This window comes from Clostridium estertheticum subsp. estertheticum (genome assembly GCF_001877035.1).
In the GTDB taxonomy this organism is placed as follows: Bacteria; Bacillota; Clostridia; order Clostridiales; family Clostridiaceae; genus Clostridium_AD; species Clostridium_AD estertheticum.
Genome location: NZ_CP015756.1, coordinates 3,400,270 through 3,421,897 on the forward strand (window position 1 = coordinate 3,400,270; position 21,628 = coordinate 3,421,897).

22 protein-coding genes are annotated in these 21,628 nt (G+C 30.2%); 10 read left to right on the forward strand and 12 right to left on the reverse strand.

From position 1 onward, the window contains the following. Positions 1–16 precede the first annotated feature (16 nt). The 4 genes from A7L45_RS16010 to A7L45_RS16025 all read right to left on the reverse strand — a co-directional run bounded on the left by A7L45_RS16010 (position 17) and on the right by A7L45_RS16025 (position 5,930). Positions 17–1,645 carry a putative polysaccharide biosynthesis protein gene (locus A7L45_RS16010; RefSeq protein ID WP_071613719.1) on the reverse strand — a complete coding sequence of 543 codons (1,629 nt, stop codon included), beginning with the start codon at positions 1,643–1,645 and terminating at the stop codon, positions 17–19. Between the two features lie 11 nt (positions 1,646–1,656). Continuing rightward, the gene (locus A7L45_RS16015) at positions 1,657–2,610 is read right to left on the reverse strand and encodes an RluA family pseudouridine synthase (RefSeq protein WP_071613720.1); all 954 of its coding nucleotides are present in this window, start codon (positions 2,608–2,610) and stop codon (positions 1,657–1,659) included. A gap of 83 nt (positions 2,611–2,693) precedes the next feature. After that, complete coding sequence (locus A7L45_RS16020) at positions 2,694–3,851, reverse strand: M20 metallopeptidase family protein (RefSeq protein ID WP_151553410.1); 1,158 nt, start codon at positions 3,849–3,851, stop codon at positions 2,694–2,696. 42 nt (positions 3,852–3,893) lie between these two features. Beyond that, a complete protein-coding gene (locus A7L45_RS16025; protein WP_071613722.1) occupies positions 3,894–5,930 on the reverse strand; it encodes a cell division protein FtsA in 2,037 nt (678 codons plus the stop codon). A 524-nt stretch (positions 5,931–6,454) separates the two neighbouring features. Here A7L45_RS16025 and A7L45_RS23565 point away from each other — a divergent pair. Next, complete coding sequence (locus A7L45_RS23565; protein WP_166520661.1) at positions 6,455–6,628, forward strand: hypothetical protein; 174 nt, start codon at positions 6,455–6,457, stop codon at positions 6,626–6,628. 269 nt (positions 6,629–6,897) lie between these two features. After that, on the forward strand, positions 6,898–7,095 hold the full coding sequence (locus A7L45_RS16030) for a hypothetical protein (protein ID WP_071613723.1): 198 nt from the start codon (positions 6,898–6,900) through the stop codon (positions 7,093–7,095). Positions 7,096–7,303: 208 nt separating this feature from the next. Here A7L45_RS16030 and A7L45_RS16035 read toward each other — a convergent pair whose 3' ends face one another. The 3 genes from A7L45_RS16035 to A7L45_RS16040 form a co-directional block, all read right to left on the reverse strand. Next, positions 7,304–8,602, reverse strand: a complete 1,299-nt coding sequence (locus A7L45_RS16035) for a hypothetical protein (RefSeq protein WP_071613724.1) — start codon at positions 8,600–8,602, stop codon at positions 7,304–7,306. 296 nt (positions 8,603–8,898) lie between these two features. Further along, a complete protein-coding gene (locus A7L45_RS23335) occupies positions 8,899–9,072 on the reverse strand; it encodes a hypothetical protein (RefSeq protein ID WP_169829613.1) in 174 nt (57 codons plus the stop codon). 257 nt (positions 9,073–9,329) lie between these two features. Further along, positions 9,330–11,378: an ATP-dependent helicase gene (locus tag A7L45_RS16040; protein WP_318011231.1), complete on the reverse strand. Its 2,049-nt coding sequence runs from the start codon at positions 11,376–11,378 to the stop codon at positions 9,330–9,332. A gap of 139 nt (positions 11,379–11,517) precedes the next feature. Between A7L45_RS16040 and A7L45_RS16045 the strand changes: the two genes are divergently transcribed. Continuing rightward, the gene (locus tag A7L45_RS16045) at positions 11,518–12,996 is read left to right on the forward strand and encodes a nicotinate phosphoribosyltransferase (protein ID WP_071613725.1); all 1,479 of its coding nucleotides are present in this window, start codon (positions 11,518–11,520) and stop codon (positions 12,994–12,996) included. Between the two features lie 44 nt (positions 12,997–13,040). After that, positions 13,041–13,400 carry a hypothetical protein gene (locus tag A7L45_RS16050; RefSeq protein WP_071613726.1) on the forward strand — a complete coding sequence of 120 codons (360 nt, stop codon included), beginning with the start codon at positions 13,041–13,043 and terminating at the stop codon, positions 13,398–13,400. A 200-nt stretch (positions 13,401–13,600) separates the two neighbouring features. Here A7L45_RS16050 and ndk read toward each other — a convergent pair whose 3' ends face one another. From ndk to A7L45_RS16065, 3 genes are all read right to left on the reverse strand, one after another. Then, positions 13,601–14,074 (reverse strand): nucleoside-diphosphate kinase, encoded by a 474-nt coding sequence (gene ndk / locus A7L45_RS16055; protein WP_071613727.1) that lies wholly within the window; start codon positions 14,072–14,074, stop codon positions 13,601–13,603. Positions 14,075–14,160: 86 nt separating this feature from the next. Next, a complete protein-coding gene (locus A7L45_RS16060; protein WP_236900457.1) occupies positions 14,161–14,433 on the reverse strand; it encodes a hypothetical protein in 273 nt (90 codons plus the stop codon). Between the two features lie 65 nt (positions 14,434–14,498). Beyond that, positions 14,499–15,140 (reverse strand): lactate utilization protein, encoded by a 642-nt coding sequence (locus A7L45_RS16065; RefSeq protein ID WP_071613729.1) that lies wholly within the window; start codon positions 15,138–15,140, stop codon positions 14,499–14,501. A 187-nt stretch (positions 15,141–15,327) separates the two neighbouring features. On the opposite strand from A7L45_RS16065, the gene A7L45_RS16070 reads away from it, so the two are divergent. Both A7L45_RS16070 and A7L45_RS16075 read left to right on the forward strand, forming a co-directional pair. After that, positions 15,328–15,687, forward strand: coding sequence for a winged helix-turn-helix transcriptional regulator (locus tag A7L45_RS16070; RefSeq protein WP_071613730.1), 360 nt, complete (start codon positions 15,328–15,330; stop codon positions 15,685–15,687). A gap of 51 nt (positions 15,688–15,738) precedes the next feature. Further along, positions 15,739–16,089: a hypothetical protein gene (locus tag A7L45_RS16075; protein WP_071613731.1), complete on the forward strand. Its 351-nt coding sequence runs from the start codon at positions 15,739–15,741 to the stop codon at positions 16,087–16,089. A gap of 60 nt (positions 16,090–16,149) precedes the next feature. Here the strand turns inward: A7L45_RS16075 and A7L45_RS16080 are convergent, their stop codons facing one another. After that, a complete protein-coding gene (locus tag A7L45_RS16080; protein WP_309249095.1) occupies positions 16,150–16,764 on the reverse strand; it encodes an NUDIX hydrolase in 615 nt (204 codons plus the stop codon). A gap of 249 nt (positions 16,765–17,013) precedes the next feature. Between A7L45_RS16080 and A7L45_RS16085 the strand changes: the two genes are divergently transcribed. The 4 genes from A7L45_RS16085 to A7L45_RS16100 all read left to right on the forward strand — a co-directional run bounded on the left by A7L45_RS16085 (position 17,014) and on the right by A7L45_RS16100 (position 20,463). Then, positions 17,014–17,406: a GntR family transcriptional regulator gene (locus A7L45_RS16085; protein ID WP_071613732.1), complete on the forward strand. Its 393-nt coding sequence runs from the start codon at positions 17,014–17,016 to the stop codon at positions 17,404–17,406. Beyond that, positions 17,396–18,274, forward strand: coding sequence for an ABC transporter ATP-binding protein (locus A7L45_RS16090; RefSeq protein WP_071613733.1), 879 nt, complete (start codon positions 17,396–17,398; stop codon positions 18,272–18,274). The genes A7L45_RS16085 and A7L45_RS16090 overlap by 11 nt, the downstream gene beginning before the upstream one ends. 1 nt (position 18,275) lies before the next feature. Further along, positions 18,276–19,049, forward strand: coding sequence for a hypothetical protein (locus A7L45_RS16095; RefSeq protein WP_071613734.1), 774 nt, complete (start codon positions 18,276–18,278; stop codon positions 19,047–19,049). Positions 19,050–19,206: 157 nt separating this feature from the next. Beyond that, positions 19,207–20,463, forward strand: coding sequence for a D-alanyl-D-alanine carboxypeptidase family protein (locus A7L45_RS16100; RefSeq protein WP_071613735.1), 1,257 nt, complete (start codon positions 19,207–19,209; stop codon positions 20,461–20,463). Positions 20,464–20,523: 60 nt separating this feature from the next. Here the strand turns inward: A7L45_RS16100 and A7L45_RS16105 are convergent, their stop codons facing one another. Further along, the gene (locus A7L45_RS16105; RefSeq protein ID WP_071613736.1) at positions 20,524–21,432 is read right to left on the reverse strand and encodes a DMT family transporter; all 909 of its coding nucleotides are present in this window, start codon (positions 21,430–21,432) and stop codon (positions 20,524–20,526) included. Positions 21,433–21,628: the final 196 nt, after the last annotated feature.

Below are 21,628 nucleotides of genomic sequence, written 5' to 3' on the forward strand. Positions count from 1 at the left end.
TAGATTTCCATGCTACCTATTTCAGTCTATTTAAAATAGACTTAGGTATAATCTTTGTAATTCTACTAGGGAATATTTCTAAATCTTCTTTACTTAATCCACCTAGAAGTACTAATGTAAAAAAGTAAGTTACTATCGCAAAGACCATAGAAATTAATAGAGCAATAGCATTAGCAAAATATCCTTCCTTAACATAACTAAATATATAATTAAAATTACAATACATTAACTTTGCAACAATTGCCATAACTACCGATGCCAGTATAGGCTTAATTGCATGACTTAATAATTTTATTTTAACTCTTAGTGTTTTGTTAATCGTAATATAGTTCAATATCAAAAGTATTGCAAAACTAACTGCATTTCCCATAATAGCACCTAATATATTAATGTTTGGAATTGCTACAAAAATATAATTAGTAATTATTTTTCCTATCATACCCAAAACTGCATAAATGGTAACTAAGTAAAGTTTTCCAAGGCCTTGAAGAATCGAAGTTTGTATACTAACTACAGCCATAAGTATTATTACAACTGACCCATATATAAGTAATCTTCCAACGCTAGAACCGTATTGTATTAAATTAACTACTGGGTAAGCTAAAACTGCAAGTCCAATCGCAGAAGGTACTGCAATCAAAAAACAAAGCCTAAAAGCGTAATTAATTTTATCTCTTACAGCCTTTTTATCCCTAATTGCCATCAAACTTGAAATAGATGGCAGAATAGTTATAGCAAGTGATGTAATAATGGCTATGGGAATATTTATTAATGTTGTATATTTACCTAATACACCCCATAAAACATTAACCTGTACACTCCCAATTCCAGCAGCTACCATTCTTGATTTAACTACTCCTAAATCAATTAATAGCCCTGACTGTTGTATTCCTAAACATATTGTCATTGGTACAGCAACACCTAATAACTTTTTAAATATTTTTTTATTAGTTAATCTTTTTATACCTAACTGATTGTATCCTTTGGGAACTCTAAACACTTTATTTTTTTCATAATAATGAATCATATAAATTACAGCAACTAATGCTCCTACTGTAGTACCAACGGTTCCACCTGCTGCTCCGGCGGATACTCCATATTTTATAAAACATGCTGCAAAAACTAAACTAAATATAGTATTTGCAACCTGTTCAAATACTTGTGATACCGCAGTAGGGGTCATATTCCCTCTTCCTTGGAAATACCCCCTATAAGCTGATAATATAGAAGTAAGTAAAACAGTTGGAGCAAGTGCCATAATCGCTAATTTTGCAGTCTCACTATTTGTTAATTTAGATATAGGTACTACCAAAATGAGCATTAAAAGTGACATAACTATTCCTAATACTAAAAGGGAAAATCTAGCTATTTTAAAAGTCTTTACAGCATCCTTATAGTTCCCAAGAGCTATAAGTTCTGATACGATTTTCGAAATAGCCACAGGAATACCCGCATTTGTCAATATATAAACATATGTAAATATACTGTATGCAGAGTAATATACCCCTAGCCCATCCTCTCCTAAAATTTTCCCAAGAAAAGGTATATAAAGTAGGGATAAAAACTTAACTGCAAAACCTGCCGCAGATAATATTGCAAAACCTTTCGTGGTAGATTGTTTATTTAACTTTGCTTTTTCACCCATAAATTCACCCTCTAAAATTTAAATATATCCCTCTTAATCTTTTTAAGTGCTGGTGGTAAGCTCTCTGCAATAGTTTTATTCTCCATATAAGACAAATCCTCTGGACAATTTTTAAATATTAACTTATATGCATACAAATATTGAGAGTCCAAGCCATACTTATTATTAAAAAAGCTATTTATTTTTTTATTTCCATATTTAGGATCACCAAGAATAGGATTACCAAGCATACTCAAATGAGCTCTAAGTTGATGGCTTCTGCCTGTTAAAAGGTTAATATCAAGTAAAGAAAATGTACCACAACTTTCTATAGTTTTAACGTCCATTGCTATTCTTTTAGTATCTGGCTTTGGTTCTTTAAATACTTGAGATATATTTGCATCTTCATTTTTGTATATATATCCTTCATAAATTCCATCCTTAATTCTTCCTGATACAAGTGCCATATAGTATTTTTCAATGTTACGATCTCTTATCATTTCATTCAATAATTTAAGAGATTTAAAATTCTTACCAAATATAACCATTCCCGAAGTGTTTCTATCTAATCTATTACAAGGTGCTGGCGTAAAGGTTATTTCATTTTCCGGTTTGTAATCACCTTTATCAAATAAATAAGAAAGTGCATAATCTGTTAAAGTAGGTTCTCCATCTTTTTTATCAGCATGAACTAAAACCCCTGGCCATTTTTCTACCATTAATATATTAGCATCCTCAAAAGTTATCTTAAGTTTATTATCAATTCTTACAAATTCATCCCTCTTAAACTCACTAGTGATATATTTTGTTTCAACAATATCACCTTCTACTAATGAATGTTTTTCCTTGATTTTGCTACCATTAACTCTAATATCACCTTTTCTAAAAGCTTTATATATTTTGCTGAGTGGCACATCTCCAAGTACCTTCCTCATAAATTTATCTGTTCTTTGTCCTGCTTCATTTGCTCCAATTTCTATCCTCATACATATCCTCCTAGATCTCTTTTATCTATTGATTAATTTCTATACATAATTCACATCAAGTATCAATTATATACTAAGTTGCATTATGATTTCAATAGAAATTCATAAGCTAACGTGCATTGCATAGCTACCCCTATCGATAAACATCTCTCATCTATATCAAATAAACTGCCATGAGCCGGGTTTATTATACCTTTTTCCTTGTTTCCACTCCCTAAGAAATAAAATAGCGATGGTTTTTCCATAGAGAAATAAGCAAAACTTTCCACACCCATAGTAGGCTTATCTAAATTATAAACATTACTTTCTCCGATTAATTCTTTTGACTTATTATCAAACATATCTGAAAGTTCATCATTATTATGAAGACATGGATAACTTTCCTCAATTTCAATTTCACATTTCCCTCTCATGGCTTTAACTATACCCTCCACTACTTGAACTAATCTTATCTCTATGTATTCTCTGTGTTCACTCTTCATTGTCCTAATAATCCCCGATATTGTAACGTCTTCAGGTATAATGTTTTGAGCTGTGCCACCATGAATTGAACCTACAGTTATAACTGCAGGATCTGTAGGTGGAATCTCTCGACTTACTATGCTTTGAAGTGCAACTATAACGTTGCTTGCTATTACAATAGGATCAATAGTCACATGTGGGCTTGCACCATGTCCACCTTTGCCTATTATTTTTATAGTAAATGGGTTTGATGCAGCGTACGCGATATCTCTTTTTAAACCAACGGTTCCAGCTTCTAACCATTCTTCTACATGAAGCCCAATAACAGCATCAACATTCGGATGCTCTAGTACCCCCTCTTTAATCATTAAAGGTGATCCACCAGTAGTTTCTTCTGCTGGCTCAAAAAACAATTTAACATTTCCCTTGAGTTCATCCCTCATATTATTTAATATCCTAGCTGCACCTAAAAGTATAGTGATATGAGCGTCATGTCCACAAGCATGCATTTTACCATTAATCTTAGATGAGTAATCACAAACTTTCTTATCTTGAAGAGGAAGTGCATCCATGTCTGCTCTTAAAGCAACCGTCTTTTTACCATTACCTCTTATAATAGCACAGATTCCAGTTTGTGCTACCTCATAAAATTCAATGCCTTCCACCTTCAAAAAATCTTTTACCTTTTGGCTAGTTCTAAATAAATCAAATCCCAGTTCTGGATTTTGATGTATATCGCGCCTAATATCTACTAACTCACTCTCAATATTTTTTGCCATATTTAAAAAATTCACAATTTCCACCCCTTCACTTATGTTAAATCATCCTATTTTTAATTTTGTTTCATCTGTGCTAATAATATCTTCCCAATATATTTCAATTACATCTCCATTATTTAGCGGCTGATAATACTCAGCTTTACTACCATTAAGCTTTAATATTAAGTTTCCTTTTGAAATAGTCAAATCAAAATCCACGTAATTAAAAATATCTACAAATATGTATTTATCTTTTCCTTTAAGACTTATCATATTTTTATTCACTTTAATATTCAAATTTTGTGTTTCCTTTTGTTCATTCTTATTAACTATCTTTTCCACCTTAATTTCTTTAGTAATTTCTGCTACCTTATATATTCTGTCCCCTTCTTTTATAACATAATCCGAAAGCAATTTTTTATTATCTATCATAAAATCTAAACCACAAGTATCATCACCAAAATACTTTGCATATTCACTAATTGTAGTAGGTATTACTATTGAAACATCATCATCTTCCCTTATTACACCATTTATTATAGTTCTTATACCATTAATAAATGCTACAGGCTCAATGTTACGAATTTCATCTTCAAAATAGAAACTTACAGTTTGAATGCTCTTTACATAATCCATAATTTTAGGCTCAGCACTTTTCCCATCTACACTAAAGCTAATGTCAATGATATCACCCTCAGCTACCTCAGAATCAATATTACTAAGCAAGTTATTAATCTTAATTTCAGCGCTCTTTGCTAAGCTTCCAAATGCCACTCTCTTTATTCCATCAACTATAAATCTTATATTACGTCCATTTTTACCAATCAATATCTTAGGATTTATACCCTCTTGCATCATCACATCCATAACAGTATGTTTATGTGCATTAAATAAACTTATAATCTTGTCATTTATCGTCACATCAACAAAATCATTTCCTAACCTTTTAATTGATACCAGTGCTATCCCTAAAACTGTAACACCAGTACTTCCAAGGTTAGAATCACATATACAGTCAGTTACTGACTCACGACCTTTAATAACGACACGGTTAATTGGTAGATTTAAAATTTTAACAATATTTTCTTTGATAAAAGGAGTATGTGCTCCACCCCCTACAAGAAATACGGCATTTGGTGCTTTTCCACCATTTAATTCAATTATCCTATTACCAATTTCTTCGGAAATTTTCACAACAATAGGATTAATTATTTTTAATACTTCCTCTGGCTCTAAAATATTTTCAAAACCTAACACATCTATGTATTGAATTTTATCTTTCCCACTACATTCTTTTTTAATTTTCTCAGCAGTATTAAAATCAACTAAATATGCTTGAGATATTATTTCAGTTACCTCATCTCCTGCCATCGGTACCATACCATATGCACTTATACTCTCTTTACTACTAATCGCAATATCAGATGTTCCTGCACCAATATCCACTAAAGCCAAATTTAGAAGTCTTAAGTTCTGTGGCACGGCAGCTTCCATTGCAGCTATAGGTTCAAGTGTTAAACTTACAACTTCAAGCGATGCCTTATCCATGACCGCATATAAACTATCAACTACTGATCGTGGAAGAAATGTAGCAATTATCTCTACTGCAATTTTTTCTCCTTTGTGCGATTTTAAGTTTGTGATTACGTATCCATTTAAATAGTAATTTTTCACACTATATCCCACACAATAAAGCTTACCTTGAGACGACTTTGCCACTTCCTCATCTGCCATTCTAACTGCAGTGAGTTCTAGACTTCTAATAGTTTCCCTATCAATTTCTTTATCAATATCAACTTCTATTTCAGACTTAACTTGCGTTGTCCTTAAAAAGCGCCCTGCTGCTGCAATCGCTACTTTAGTTAATTTAACATTTAAATTATCTTCTAATTCTTTTTTCACCTTTAATACTCCACTGGCTACCAATTGAATGTCATGAATTTGGCCATCAATCATAGCTCTTTCTTCATGTTCAATATAACTTTCAGCGATAACCTGGAATTTTTTCTCAGATATTATACCAACTGTCCCTATAATAGATCTTGTTCCTATATCTAAAGCAAATATCAGTTCCTCTAAATTTACATTTGTGATTTTCATTTTTATACCTCTTTCTCACAAAATTATTTGAATGTTACTAATCCGAATTAAGCTCATATTCATAGAATATGAGCTTAATGAAATTATATAACATTATATAACAATATTCAATAAAACTACTATATTAACTTAAATCATCTCCTTCGGAGCTGCAATATTAACGACTTCAGAAGGAAATTTATACACCCACTGAAGTTTTTTATTTGTTAGGGCATGTAATTACTACTTATAGAAGTGGGAGACTTTCCTTCTGAAATGTCGTTAAATGTCTCATTAATAAATAATTAAATATTATAATATATTATATAAAAACATTATATCCAATTATTTGTATTTATTACATTATATTCGCTATGCTTGCATCTTGCAACAATAACCCTTATAAAATATTATTTTAGGCTTATTATTATGGTACAGTTTATTTGCAATTTTATATAACCGCTCTATTAATTCCAATTTATTCCACCTTGTCACATAGCCTGTCTTCAACATTCATTCAAAATTTTCTTTATAATTCACATGTTTTGTGTTATAATACAGTTGAGGTGATTATCATCAATACTAAAACAATAGAAAAAATATCAACTGTAAAATTAGCTCATAAACTTGAAGCTCAAGAAAAAAAAGATTTAATATCTACGAATAATTTAATATATGATTCTGCTGAGGAGTATCTTAATAACTATAAGATTAATTAAACAAGGTAAACAATCGTTATATAAATAAACATTTACTTTTATTATATGTTTACCCTATTTTTAGTAATATTGAATTATAAAAAGTTGTACTCTTTTAGGGAGTGCAGCTTTTTATATAATGATTTGTTTGCATTTTTTTCAGTTATTTTCATGTAAACGTAGGTCATAAAGATATTTCTTTTATATTTCATTTTTTATATTGCGCAATTCTTGGACATACTGTATAGTGATAATTAAACATACTATATTGGAATTTTGGAGGCGTAAATATGAGAGTAAATGAAGTAATAATGAATGATAAATCAGCTTTTTTAATATATGTCACTCAGCAAGAACATGATGATCCGTCTTTTCAAACTATGTTGGATGGCTATAAAAAAAATTGCAATGACGTATCCGTTTTTATTAATGAATCTCTACCTATATGTGAAATGTTAAAAAAATTTGTTCAACAATATCAGCATTAAATCATCTCCTGCGGAGCTGATTATTAAAGACTTCAGAAGGATATGTAACTCGCACTTATAGAAGTGGGAGACTTTCCTTTTGAAATGTCATTAAATAAAAAAGGACTATCCACCAACTTCGGTAAATAGTCCTTTTTTTGTTTTGTACAAAATTTATGTGTAATAATTTAAATTTATACAATTCTCAATATGTTCCATGCCATCAAAATCACTTGTGCTGAATATTTATATTTATACTGCTATGCTTACCTGTTGGTGTAATTGCCGTTATATTTGCAGACATTAAAGCAGTCATTGGATTATACACTTTATTATTTTTTATGCAAGCAGTTCCATCAGAGTTCCTTTCAAATGTCGCCCCTACAAGCCTAACATGACCATCCAATTCACTAAATTTTGTGATTAAGTTTGCATTTTGATCTAATGCTATAAATGGAATTACCTTTGATTCACCAGAATATATATCTTCACTTGGAACTATTAATATGAACGAATCTATTTCCGCTTGCTTCTTCAATGTAATACTTATTGTTGAAGATGTACCTTTCAAAGTAAATGCATTGATTACTACTGGCCTATCCGTTAAAATAGTATCACTAGTTGCTGTTACTTTTATTAATCCTATCGATGGGTCTATAGGATCTTTTACAAGTTGGGCTACTACATATGGACTTGACGTATTCAGCATATGATCACCAGTCAATATCAATCCTTGTTCCATAAGCGTATAATTTGTTGTAGGTATCCCACTAATATCTTTAGCTAGGTATCCAGCATAGAAAACAGTTGTAGTATCCCCTGCAGTCAACATTTTACCATCAACATTTTTTAATGATAAAAGTTTTATATCACTTAATGTACTACCTTGTGTAGCTCCAGCTAATGTAACGCTTAATTTAGTATTTGTTGAAATTCCACTTATTGGGTCATTGGCAGTTATTACTATACCCGAAGTAAATGTCAAAAGATTCATGTTTGGTGTTACTTTAAGTCTACCATTTTTTCCTTCTACAGTACCCACTCCAGATTTGAAGATTATACCGTTAGCAAGAGATGTCGTTGTAATATCATTTCCTAATGAATCTAATACTTGATAAGTTGCATGTCCATCTCCAAAACCACTAGTTACATTATCAACTTCTAATTTAGTTGAAGTAATGTTAATCTTAGCAATTTTTTGTTGAGTTATTGCTATACCATTATTATATTTAATAGTTGAAATGTCTACAGAATCTTTATTCACACGCGACCCATCATTATTATTTATCCAACCGTTATCGTCTATTTTTATAAAAATATCACCTTTACTTTTAAGTACTGCATCACTAATTTGCTTTGCATTATTTAGATCGTTCGCATACTCTAAAGTATACATATTTTCTCCTATTACCACAGAAAAATTTGTAACATCGCTAAAACCACTTAACCCCAGTGCCATCACTGGCCTTGACAGCGTAGCTATCAATAACACAAATCCCATCATCATAATTTTTTTAAAATTTTTCATTAATCGATTCCCCCTATTTTTATTACATAAAAAAAATGCAATAAAAGCTATGTAAATATGAATTAACAAACATTAATATTTACTTTTTTATGTTGTTAATAGTTACATATTAACACAATTTATGTTAAAAATAAATATTTTAAAATTTACTTATAGGCGAAATGCAAAAACTTTATTCAACAATATCAGCATTAAAAACAAAAGGTCTATCCACACAATTATGTAAATAGCCCTTTTTTTACTTTTATAAATTTGAATAAGTTTTATATCTACCAATAACTATTGTAGGAGAAAATTTAAACACCCTTATTTGTTAGTATTTTATTAAACCAATTATTTTTTTTCTCACTCTTATATTCTACCCTAGATTGTTGCATATTTTCTAAACTTTCTTGTAGGTTATAACTACAATAGCAACAAAAAATTTCATTTTCATCTGCATCTTTTCCGCAATTTTCACATATAATCAATTTTATCCTCTACTTTCAACTATTATCTAATCTCTGATTAGTATTATCTAACCTAAACTAAATTATTCTATTCCATAATGAATAGAATTTTGAAAATAGTCTATAATTTAGACATCCTTTTATTTAGAATGTTTTAACTGAAAATAAAAAAGTACTGCACTTAGGAATTTGCCTTTGTGCAGTACTTTTTTATTTATAATTTCATTACCTATGATTATGTAGTTGTTTATTCTCACAGATTGTAAACATTGGTTGATTTATACTTTTGATATCAATGAATTATTATAAAGTACACTAGTATCAAATTTGCGTATAATATCCCCTTCAAACTTAATCTCTAAATCCTTATCATTAATGGAAATAACCGTCCCACCTCCGAAACTTTTATGCATTACAGTATCCCCTTCTTTAAAAGGTAAATTAACATCATTACCACCTATGATATTGCATTCCTTAATGAATCGTGAGGTTTCTTTAACCTTTCCTTTAACACTTTTACTAATGCATAACCAAACATTGTCTATGGCTCTTGTAATTCCTACATAAAATAGTCTTCTTTCTTCTTCTAAGTTATTCTCTATACTATTTACATGTGGGATATTCTCTTCATTACAATTGATCAAAAATACGTTTTTAAACTCCATACCTTTTACTCCATGGATTGTACTAAGTATTACCGCATCCTCTTCTACATTTCTCTTATGCTTACTTATTTCCTCTTTAACCTGTTCTACATGGGCTAGAAAAGCTATTATATTGTTATATCCTTCAGCTGATTGCCTAAATTCGTCTATAACATCTTCCATCTCGCCTAAGTCAATTTTGAATTTAGTACAATATTCTTTTATATAATCATGATACCCTATGCTTAATACTAAATTATCTATTGCACTGGCTAATGAAATTTTGTTTAAATAATGTATGTCTTTTTTTAACTTATCTATCATCTTCATCTGAAATATAGGTATACCATCAATTTCCTTTAACATTTCAAAACAATCCTCGCGTACAATATTTCTTTTTATATTATCTAAATTTAATCTGCTTACATATCTAAATGGCTTATTAATTATTCTAAGAAAACTTTCTTTATCACTTAGATCAATGCTTAATTTTAAATATGCAATTATATCTTTACATATAAAATGTTGAAAAAAATCATATTCTTTATCTAAAAGCATGAAAGGAATCCTTTTTTTAATAAAAACATCTATTAAGCTTCTGCATTCTACATTTGTTCTATATAATATGGCATTATCTCTATAATTTTTATCAGGGCCTGCCATATGTTTTTGAATAATATTACTAATTTCCTCTGCTTGTACATTTTCATTTACATTATTAAGTACAACAATGCCACCATCTTGCTCCTTAAATGCTACAATATTTTTTTCATTTCTCATCTGATTGTTTTTTATAGTATTCATGGATATTTCTACTATATTCTTTGGGCATCTGTAGTTCGTTGATAATTGTAATTTCCCTCCACCCTCAAAATGCTCTGAGAATTTAACCATACATTCAGGATTTGACCCTCTAAATCCATAGATACATTGATCCTCATCCCCCACTGCAAATATTGAGTTTTCCTCATTTAAAAGTTTTAATATCTCAACCTGCATAGAATCACAATCTTGAAATTCATCAACTAAGATATGTTTAAATAAAGATCTATATCCCTGAAGTATCTTATAATTTTTTATAAATAAATCTCTACAGCCTATTTGTAAATCATCAAAATCAAATAAATTTCTTTCTTTCCTATATTGCTCATAAATATTATATGCTGCTATAAATATTCCTTTATCAATACTAGGAGAGAACTTTTCTAAGATATCATCGCTTGTTTTAAATACTGAAATATTATTTATAACTTCTTTTACCTTTTCATCACCTACCTCATCCAAGTAGGACATTAGTACGTTTTTTATAAGTTTATATACCTCAAATGTATCTATTATTTTTATTTCACCATAATAATTTTTAAGTATTTTATAAAACAAACCGTGAAATGTTCCAAAAAACGGAACACTTGCCCTTCCATTAATAGCAATGTACCTATTTTTCATATTAATAGCTGCAGCTCTTGTAAAAGTAATTACAATAATATTTTTCGGGCTAAACCTTTGTTCATTTATTAGATGAACGATTCTATTAACAATAACAACTGTTTTACCACTTCCTGGTCCTGCTGTAACTAATAAATTTCTATTATTAGAAAAAACAGCATCCCTTTGCTCTTTACTTAATGTAGTGCTTATTTTACTATCTCCAATTTTATTATTCATATTATGTTTCTTCTCCACTCTCATCCACCTACTTTAATTTATCATATATTGTGTTTAAACCTAAAATACTAGTATAATAATCCTAACAAAACATTAATATATAATTATGTTATAATTCCATTATATACTTTTATTAAATTTCAAAGGGGAAAAAACTATGATATATTCAAAAGATTTTAATGTGAGAAATGAAAGAAATCTAACAATGCTTGTAGACTTTTATGAATTAACTATGGCAAATGGTTATCTTGATAATAATGTTCAAGACAAAATTGCATACTTTGATATGTTTTTTAGACGAATTCCTGATGGTGGCGGTTATTGCGTTATGGCCGGTGTACAGCAATTACTTGAATACCTTTCTGATTTATCATTTTCAAAGGATGATATAGCCTACTTAGTAAGCAAAAATACTTTTTCAGATAAATTTATTGATTATCTAAAGAGTTTTAAGTTTTCTTGTGACGTATGGGCAATACCCGAGGGTTATCCTGTTTTTCCTGGTGAACCCCTAGTTACAGTTAAAGGACCTATTATACAGGCTCAATTTGTTGAGACAATGATCCTTCTTACAATAAATCATCAAACATTAATTGCTACTAAAGCTAGTAGAATATGCAGGGCTGCAAAAGGTAGACCTGTAATGGAATTTGGTTCAAGGCGTGCTCAAGGCTATGATGGTGCTATATATGGAGCTCGTGCTGCTGTTATTGGTGGTTGCGTTGGCACTGCCTGTACTATCGCAGAGGAAATGTTTGATATTCCAGCACTAGGAACTATGGCTCATAGTTGGGTACAACTTTTCGATACTGAATATGATGCCTTTAAAGCTTGGACGATAACCTACCCAGATAACTGTGTACTTCTTATAGATACTTATAACGTACTACGCTCTGGTATCCTTAATGCTATAAAGGTGTTTAATGATGTACTTAAACCTATGGGTAAAAGGCCTAAAGGAATACGAATTGATAGCGGTGATATTACTTATCTAACTAAAAAAGTTAGAGAAATACTAGATGAAGCTGGATATGCTGATGTAAAGATTACTGTTTCTAACTCGCTCGATGAATATATTATTAGCGGAGTACTAGAAAACGGGGCACAAATTGATAACTTTGGTGTTGGCGAAAGGCTTATTACTGCAAGATCTGAACCAGTATTTGGTGGCGTTTATAAACTTGTTGCCGTTGAAAATGATGGAGTAATAATACCAAAAATTAAAATTAGTGAAAATGCAGAAAAAATTATTAATCCTGCTTTTAAAAAACTATATAGAATTTTTGATAAAACAACTCATAAAGCCATTGCAGATTTCATTACCTTGCATGACGAAAAATTTGATGAAAACAGACCCCTTGAAATATTTAATCCTACTTATACTTGGAAAAAGAAAAATCTTAAACACTACTATATAAAAGAGCTTATGGTTAAACTATTTGAAAATGGTAAACAAATTTATGAATCTCCATCTGTTATGGAAATAAAAGCATTTTCTGAGCAAGAAGTCTCTAAATTATGGACAGAGGTTTTAAGATTTGATAATCCCCATGCATATTATGTAGATCTTTCTTGGAATTTATGGAACCTAAAACAAGGTTTATTAAATCATTATTCTGAAATTCTTGAGGAATAACATGAATATGCCTATTACATCATAGATGAATGTTAGGAGGACGTATGGCACAACCATTAAAAATCAAAATTTCAAAAATTGCTCTAGATGAGCTAATGGAAATGATTCAACTTGATGAAACATGTGATAGCGTAAGATTTGTATTCGACAGTGCTTGTTGCAAGACTTCGAAAGTTGACATTTACCTAGATAATTTTAAAACAGGAGATATTAAAAACAATATTGAAACTTTAAAAATATTATATGATAGTACTCTTTTAGATAACATATGTGAACTCACAATAGCCTATAGCGATTCTAGATTTTGGGTTAAAACAACGCTTACAGTCGATAGTAAACCTAGTTGTCCAAAACATGGCAGTGACTCTTGTGGTGGTTGCTCTGGGCATTGTGGTTCACATTAATTACTAAGATTACAACAAAAAGCTAACCAAACTTAAATTGGTTAGCTTTTTAATATAGATTTATGTTGTTAAATCATCTCCTGCGGAGCTGCAATATTAACGACTTCAGAAGGAAATTTATATTCCCACTAAAGTTTTCTATCAGTTAGGGTATGTAACTCCCACTTATAGAAGTTGGAGGCTTTCCTTCTGAAATGTCGTTAAACATTTACTAACGGTCCCTGTGTTTGAGCAAACAAATTCTTAGAGCTCCCAAAGATATCCTTGCACGTAAGTTCTGGGAACCAAATTGAAATTTCACGTTCTGCACTATCTATACTATCAGAGGCATGAACTAAATTATTAGTTTTATCTATTGCAAATTTTCCTCTTATGCTTCCAATTTCTGCTTTAACAGGGTCCTTATCTCCATTAATTTTCCGTGTTATTTCAATAGCTTTTTCACCCATTAAAACCATCGCACATATGTTCCCTTCAGTAATATAATTTATTAGTTTTTCAAAATATTCGCGTCCCTCATGTTCACTATAATGTTTCCTTGCAATATCTTTTGTAGCCGTTATCATTTTAAGTGCTACAATTTCTAGTGATTTCTCTTCATACTGGTTAATGATTCTTCCAATTAGTCCACGTTTAACTCCATCAGGTTTAATTAATATCAAGGTTCTTTCCAATTAAACTCACTTCCCTGCTTAATATTTTAGGAAAACAAAATTAAGTTCCATTAGTTAATATTATGCACAATTACATAATATTAATACTACAAGTATCGATCTTTGTACAATGATTTCAATTGTGAATTTCTATCCTCACTAAATATATCATAATCAGTAATATTATTAATGATAAAGGGCTTAAAATCTTTTAACTCAACAAATGGACATTTGCCTCCATTGTCTGACCATTTATGTAAATCACACTCTTTAAAACATTCTACCTCTTCCTCCATAGTTGTTAAAAAAGGACACTGTAACATCTCATCACTCCATTCCCATATTTTGTCACTAAAGTAACTTTGTAACTTTAGTAACATTATAAGGCATTTTACCAATAAATTGAAGTGTTTTTTTAATATTAACTATAAATAATTAAATGTCGTTAATATCCAAGTTCCTCACCAATCACAATCACTGTCATATCTGTTCTCACAGGCCTTCTTTTAATTACAGAGTAAACTCTACATATTCTACTAGCTGCTTTACAATCCATGCAAACACCAGTTTTAGTACAAGGATTTGGCATCTTTAGTCTCATGTTATTCATTGGCGCCGCAATTTGTTCTAGTCTTTCAAAAGCTGAAGATTCATTTTTACAAATTTTATTAACACCAACTACAATAATAACTTTTTTAGGTCCAAATGTCATTGCGGCAATTCTATTTCCTACACCATCAATATTGACAAGTTCACCATCCATTGTCACAGCATTAGAACTACATATAAAAACATCACTAAGGAGTTCCCCTCTCATAGTTTCCATTTTATCATCAGGTGATAAAGTCGGATCGCCATGATCTAGAACAAATCCTCCAAGGGATGCTACCTTTTCTTGTATGCCGAGTTTTACTACGGTCATAGACCCTCCAAAGCCAACCTTATCTCCTTTACGTATATTATCCATTATAAATTTTGATGCCTCAACGCCTGTTTTTAAATAAATAGCTGAAAAATCATTTTTTTTAAGATTTTCTACCACCTTTAACCCTATAGTCTCATTATGTAAATTATAAATTTCTTTCATTTTTTTCCTCCTTTTTTAATATGCCTTATAGGCATATTGTATATAAAATATATCAATGATATAATTGTACATACTAGATGTTTTTTAAACAAGTACTAACTTATAAGTTACTTAGTATCTTAAGTGACCTAATATCCTAAATTACTATATATTACTAAATTTACAATAAGAAATACAGGAGGTATTTATGAGTGATAAAATAATGAAAATAAATAACAAAGAATATAGTTGTGCTATAGAATTAACATTAGATATTATAGGTGGTAAATGGAAGCCAATAATTCTTTGGAGATTAGCGAATAACGGTGTATTAAGGTTTAGTGAATTAAAGCGATCCATGGGTGTTATAACACAAAAAATGTTAACACAACAACTTAGGGAATTAGAAGCATACGAAATGGTTCATAGAAAAGTATATGCCGAGGTTCCGCCAAAAGTAGAATACTCTTTAACAAAACAAGGTAAAAGTGTAATGCCAATACTTGACATTATGTGTAAATGGGGAACAGATTATTATGAAGAATCTATAGATGACAAAAAAGAATAGTGTTATGTTTTAACTTTTAGGGCATATTATTTCCTAAAAGGAGTGATTTTTTTGAACATAACAAGTGTATCTCTATCATATATATTTTTTGTTGTTTCTATAATAGAATTTATATTTTTTCTATATTACAAATTTCTTGTGATTAACACTGGTGCTAAAAGTAAACGTCGAGAAAATATTATTGGAACTATGAAAGATCCTGAGCATTGGAGAAAAAGAAATAATATAATAGCATTTATTTCTCTATTTTGGTCCCTTATATCAATTTTTGCTTTTATTTATTTGAAATTTTTCTATGCTACTCATTTACTTTCAATAGTATATGTTTTTATCTATATAGCTGCTATTGTATTAAGTGTTTTCGTATTCATTAAGAAAAATAAGATTGTTACTAAAAAATAGCATAACCTAAAAGGCAGTAATAATTTAAACATTATTACTGCTTTTTAAAACTTTATTTTTCTAATACTTTGATAAAACTTTGATAAAACTTTTAATAATCTGAGCTGTGAAGCCCCATATTACGTAGTTATTATACTCATAAAAATATTGATCTAAAAAACCTTTCCTAAACTTGTAGTTTTTTCCTCCATTAATTAAATGGAAAGGAAAACCTTCTTGTTTTAAGGGTCCTATCTCCATATTATAATGTAATGGCTCACTCTCTAAAAAGAATTTTAATGGGACTTTAAATATATGATCAACTTCATATACGCTGGGGTTTATTTCACCATATTTTAGATACCCCACATAAGCATACATTATATTTCCATAAGGACTTATATAATAATCCATATCTCCAATTATTTTAATTTGATCTCTTTCCAAATTCAATTCTTCCATAGTTTCTCGCACTGCGGCTTCTTTTGGATCTTCATTTAGCTCAACTCTCCCGCCTGGTAGACAAACATCACCTGGCTGACTTCTTAATTTCAAAGCTCGTACTTCAAATACAATAGATAATTCATCATTATCCTCTACAAGTAATATCATAACCGCACTTTCATCAAACTCACCTATTACTTTAGGAATTCTATCCTTAAATATTTCTTCTACCTTATTTATTATCTTAATCACAACCTTTCTTACGCCACCAACGTGGCAAGTTTTTTAATAAAAACCTTTTATTTAAATTTTTATATTTTCATTTTAATCTATAAACCCATTTTACCATAAAAGACTTTTTTTGTGCCACCCACATGACAAGTGGCAAGTTTTATTAAAGTACTGACTGTGAATTGTAATTTAAAAGTAATTAACTTCAATACAAAGAAATCATTGACAGCCTACTGTGTCTATTATATAATAACAGTAGATAAGGAGGTGGTGTGCACGAATATTCTTATATCAGCACTTTCACAAACACCTATATATGAACAAATACAGAATCAAATAAAAGAAATGGTATTAAGTGGGAATATAAAATCTAAGGATCAATTGCCCTCTATAAGACTTATGGCAAAGGATTTAAAGGTGGGAATAATAACTGTAAAACGTGCTTATGAAGAACTTGAGAAAGAGGGCATTGTAATCAACTTACAAGGAAGAGGATGTTTTGTAGCAGAGATTAACCTCAAAAAAGTTAAAGAAATTCATATTGACATGCTTCGGGAAAGACTTCTCGAAATTAAAGACTTTGCCGACACTTCAGGGCTATCACATGAGGAAATCATTGAAGTTATAAATGAAATATATGGAGGTAATAAATATGACAAATAAGGCTTTGGAAATTAATAATTTGAACTCACAAATAGGAGATTTTTCTTTAAGTGGTATAAATTTTTCAATTGAAAAAGGAACTATTATGGGCTTTATAGGAAAAAATGGTTCAGGTAAAACAACGCTTATTAAAACAATACTTAATATGATTCCAAAAGCATCAGGAGAAGTGTTATTCAACGGTATTTCTATGTTTGGGAATGAAGAAACTGTCAAAGCAAAAATAGGAGTTGTGTTTGATACTCTAATCTATCCCCTTAATCTCAAACCAACTAAAATCAAAAAAATGATATCACCCTTTTATAAAACTTTTGATTGCCTTATATTTGACGAACTGATGGAACGGTTTGAGCTTGATCCAAATAAAAAGCTCTTAACATATTCAAAAGGTATGCAGATGAAATTCGGAATTGTAATGGCACTGTGCCATAGTCCAGATTTAATTATACTTGATGAACCCACAGCAGGGCTTGACCCAATCGCAAGAGCTGCTGTTATTGATCTACTATTAGATCTTATACAAAATGATCAAAAGTCCATACTATTTTCAACACATATTACAAGCGATCTTGAAAAAATTGCTGATTATATAACAATGATTGATAATGGTAAAATTATTTTTTCTAAAGGCAAAGACGAAATGCTTGATACTTATCTCCTTGCACATATTGAGAGAGACACTATGACAGATGTTATTAAATCTGAACTTATAGGAATAAAGGAAACGACTTTTGGATATGAGGGATTATGCACTAAAATTTTAAAACTTCAAGATTTAGCAGGTGTTAAAACTGTAAGGCCCACAATTGAGGACATTATGGTTTACATGGGTACGATAAAACGAAGATTAAAGGAAAGAGGTGCTTAATATGTTAAAAAAGCTAATTACTTTTCAGAAATTATTGATAAATTCAATGCCACCAATTAATATTAACTCCAAAAATACATCTGAGAAAATGCGTTATGGTCTTGGTGCTTTTGCTATGTTTCTTATGAACATGTTGATATTTACAGGAAATACATCATCTTCAAATGATGTTACCCCCATTCTTTTCCCTGTAATAAGTATATGGATGATTAACCGAATGCTTTACAGTGATCAAAGACTATTTGAAACTGTTCCTGTTAGTAGAAAATACACAGTGCTAAATGTATTCCTGCTGTCAATAATACTCATATTTATATTATATATTGCCGTCTCTATTGTTGGCTCAGCGTTTGTAGGTATTCTATTTGGATTTTTGTACCTTGTGTATCCCCAAGGATTTAGTCAATCACCCCCAGAACCTGCTGTCCATCAAATAATAAATACAACAAAAGGTAATATGTTAATGTTATACATATTAGTCATAGTTATTTTTGCTGGAGTTGCAATTACTTTTATAAAAAACAAAAAACTCAGGCTCACAAGCTTTGCAGGATTTGCTATTATTGGTTACGGACTTTTGTTTTTTCTAAAACTTACTATGCCTATATCACCGATCACTGGTAAAGTAGAGTTTCTTGAAAGTTTTTCTATCATGCCTCACGCAGGTACAATCTTGCTTTTCGTAGCTATTGCGACAATTATAATAAGCATTACTTCGGTTTTAATAGGCTATAAATTATATGTTGGTAAATCAAACTCTAGCAAATGCTACTAATTAGTCACTCAGAAAAATAGTAATCATTTTCAAACACAAGTGTTTTTTCTTCTTCATTAAACAATGTACCTTGTTCTTCATAAATTAAAATGCTATACTTATGCTTGTGTTTACTCATAGATAAATATAAAATTTAATTAAACTGGAGAGATGAAAATTGAAAAGAAGAAACCGACTTTTATTATTCACACTGCTCTTTACTTTAGTCTTTTCTACAACAGTTTTTGCCGCTACTAACCCACCAGAATTAGATGGTAAAGCTGCAATCTCTGTAGATATGGACACTAATGAAATTATTTACGCAAAAAACATTGATAATAAGATGTACCCTGCCAGCATAACAAAACTTATTACAGCTTTGCTACTTGCTGAAAATAAGACTGCAACGGACAACTTAAAATACACTAAGAATGCAAAGGCGCAACCACCATACTCTTATAACCTAAATATTCATCCCATAGCTATTGGAGATACAATGTCCGCTGACAATGTAATGGATGGACTTCTTCTTTATTCTGGAAATGATATTGCTTATATGATTGCAGACAACGTTGGTGGAAATCCAGTTAATTTTGCTAAAATGATGAATGATAAAGCCACGAAACTAGGAATGACAGCTTCTCATTTTATCACCCCGAATGGTTTAGATGATGCAAATGATAAGCATTTTACAACGCCTTACGACTTAACTCTCGCTGGAAGAGCCTCTTATAAAAATGATTGGGTAAAGAAATCTATGGGTAAAAAAACAAGTGTAATTAAATCTGCTAATGGTCCTGTTGCTACTGTTACTAACAGAAATAAACTGCTTGGCATAGATGGTAACGTAGGTGGTAAAACTGGATATACAATAAAGGCTGGAAGATGCCTAATTTCTATATATGAACGTAATGGTCGCCATATTTTGGGTGTCGTTATGAATTCTACATATAACCTACCAAAAGATACAATAGTTTTTGATGACATGACCAAACTTATTAATTATAGTTATGCTGCTAAAAAAGAAGTAACTACAAAAAAAGATACTGTTATTAAAACAATAATATCTGTACCCTATAAAGTTATTCCATTTATAGGACCAACAAAAACAATTAATATACCACTAGACTCAAAAGAAGATGTGACTTTTTATAAAAATGATGTCAAACGAGAAACTACCATTAAAGTCGATCCTATAAAGCCATGGAAACTTAATAAAAAAACCTCTATTGGAACTTTAGTTGTTAAACAAAAGGATTATGTAAAAACTTATAAATTATATCCAATGGTTTCAAAAGCTACTATACTCAAAAATAATATAATTATCTATGCTGCAATTGTGATTGTACTAATTGCTATTATAGTATTAGTTTTCCTATTGATATCTTCTATTCGTAGACGCAAAAATCGCAGTGGTAGAAGAATAAGATACTAGTACATTTATAAAAGGGATTATGTTAACTTTTTAGTTAATATAATCCCTTTTTAAATATAGTTATAAATTTTCATATACCTTCTTCCGTTTTCTAAAATTTAACCTACCGTCTAAACTAACTAAAGTTACTCCTACTATTATAACTACACACCCTAATACCTGCCAAATCGTAATGGTTTCATTTAGTATAACTGCTGCTGCAATCAGACTCATAATAGGCTGTAAATTTATATAGGTAGTTATAATTGTTGCTCCAAGTTCCTTAAGGCAATGTACATATACTACATATCCGACACATGAGCAAAAAATTGATAGAAAAATTAAATTTAATATAACCTTTGCAGAAGGAATTTGCAAATTACTAAACAATAGTGAGGGACTAAGAAATAATGATCCCCACATGATCTCATAAGTAGTTATAGTTATTACTTTATAATTTCCTTTGAAGCTACTACAAACCATGTTATAAATTACCCAAGAAAACACTGCCCCAAGCGCCATAAGATCTCCTATATTTCCTTTTGATAAAAAACTTACTCTTTCTTTAGATGCAATTATTATAATAATTCCAACTAAACTTAAGGTAGCGCCAGATATTTTTCCATAAGTTAATTTTTCTTTAAAAATTATTTTTTGGGAAAATATAGTAAATACAGGTATTGATGCAATTAAAATTGCGACATTTGATGCGGATGTAAATGCTACAGCATAATTCTCAAAGATGAAATATATTGCTACTCCAAAAAGCCCACCTAAAGCAAATTTAGATTTGTCTCTTTTTAAAACTTTTTCCTCAGGAAATTTTACTTTTAATATTATAAATAAAATTATAGCGGCTAGTACAAACCTATAAAAGGCTGATAATACTGGACTTACCTCTTCTGATACGACCTTTATGCTTAAATAAGATAAACTCCATATAAACATTAATATAATTGCCATTATATGCGGTGCCACTTTATTTTTCAATATATCATTCCCCCTTACTTCTCCTTTATTTTTATCAATGCTATAATTATATAGCAAAACTTTCAAAAATTAAACTCAATTTTGTCATAGTTATACATTTATTTTAGTCTCTTATAATAGTAGGTTTTCTAATATTATAACCTTAGTACTTACACCCTTTAATTAACATTCTAAAATAGTGTTTTGCAATTTCAGC